The sequence below is a fragment of the Arthrobacter sp. H5 genome (assembly GCF_000520595.1).
Taxonomy (GTDB): domain Bacteria; phylum Actinomycetota; class Actinomycetes; order Actinomycetales; family Micrococcaceae; genus Arthrobacter_D.
Genome location: NZ_KI914984.1, coordinates 5,148 through 6,119 on the forward strand (window position 1 = coordinate 5,148; position 972 = coordinate 6,119).

Sequence of the window (972 nt, forward strand, 5' to 3'; positions counted from 1 at the left end):
CCGGGTCGATATAGCGGGGCGGGATGAACCACGGCCTGCCGTTAATTGTTTGGATTCTCCAGTCACCTTGATGAAGTAGGTGATGATGCCGGGTGCAGAGCAGGCAGCCGTTGTCGCAGCTGGTGGCACCCCCCCATGTTCCCAGGGGTTGATGTGGTGTGCCTCGCACCAGGTTGTGGGGATGGTGCAGTCCGGGAAAGCACAACCGCCGTCCCGGGCAATAAGGCCCTTCCTCATGAATGTGGGAAACAGTCGCTGGGATCGTCCAATGTCCAGGATCTGCCCTCCACCGCCGAGAACCACCGGAATGATGTCAGCGTCGCAGGCAAGCTGTCGAACGCTCCTCGCGCCAAGCAGGCCAGCAAAGACCCCGTGGCCCGCACGTCCCGCTTGACTGCGGGCCGATCGGTCCGCGTTAGTGAGTCTGCTCACGAGGTCCTCGTGGTTGATGGTCACCATCACCTGTGGCCGATGTCCTCCGGCGGCGGGTAGTTTGTCGGTGGTAAGCGCGATTCTGCAGGCGCCCACAAGTCCTTCGAGCAATAGTTGCGCATGGCTGGGGCTATCGACAGCCGGCAAAGAACCTTCCGAGCCAGGTTTATCGGCCTGCGCACCTGGACCATCTGCTGCGGGTTTAGTGGAAGCGTGCAGCCGGGGATTGGTTGCTGTGTTCATGGCGGTCATGAGGTGTTCGAACTGTTGGGTGGTAGCGGAGATTTCCATGAAGTGTAGCCCGGCACGCGTCCCCCGCAGGAACACTCCCTGGCGCACCTTCAAGGTCTGGTCGGAAGGTTCCTGTCCGTCAGGATCGAGGTAGTCCTCCCAGCGGCGCACAACAACCCTCAGCACATCCACGTCCGATTCCACGGCCTGACGAGCTAAATGTGCCTCCATTGCATCAAGATCTTCAGTGGAAGCCAAGGGCCGCGTGCGTTCAATGGCGTCCCCGATTATGGTGGCCGCTCGGCTGCC

The 972-nt window shown here is 61.1% G+C and carries 1 protein-coding gene; it reads right to left on the reverse strand.

Annotation, left to right across the window (positions count from 1 at the left end):
- A partial coding sequence (locus tag Y708_RS23165) for an HNH endonuclease signature motif containing protein (protein WP_162150440.1) occupies positions 1-921 on the reverse strand: 921 nt, incomplete at its 3' end.
- Positions 922-972 lie beyond the last annotated feature (51 nt).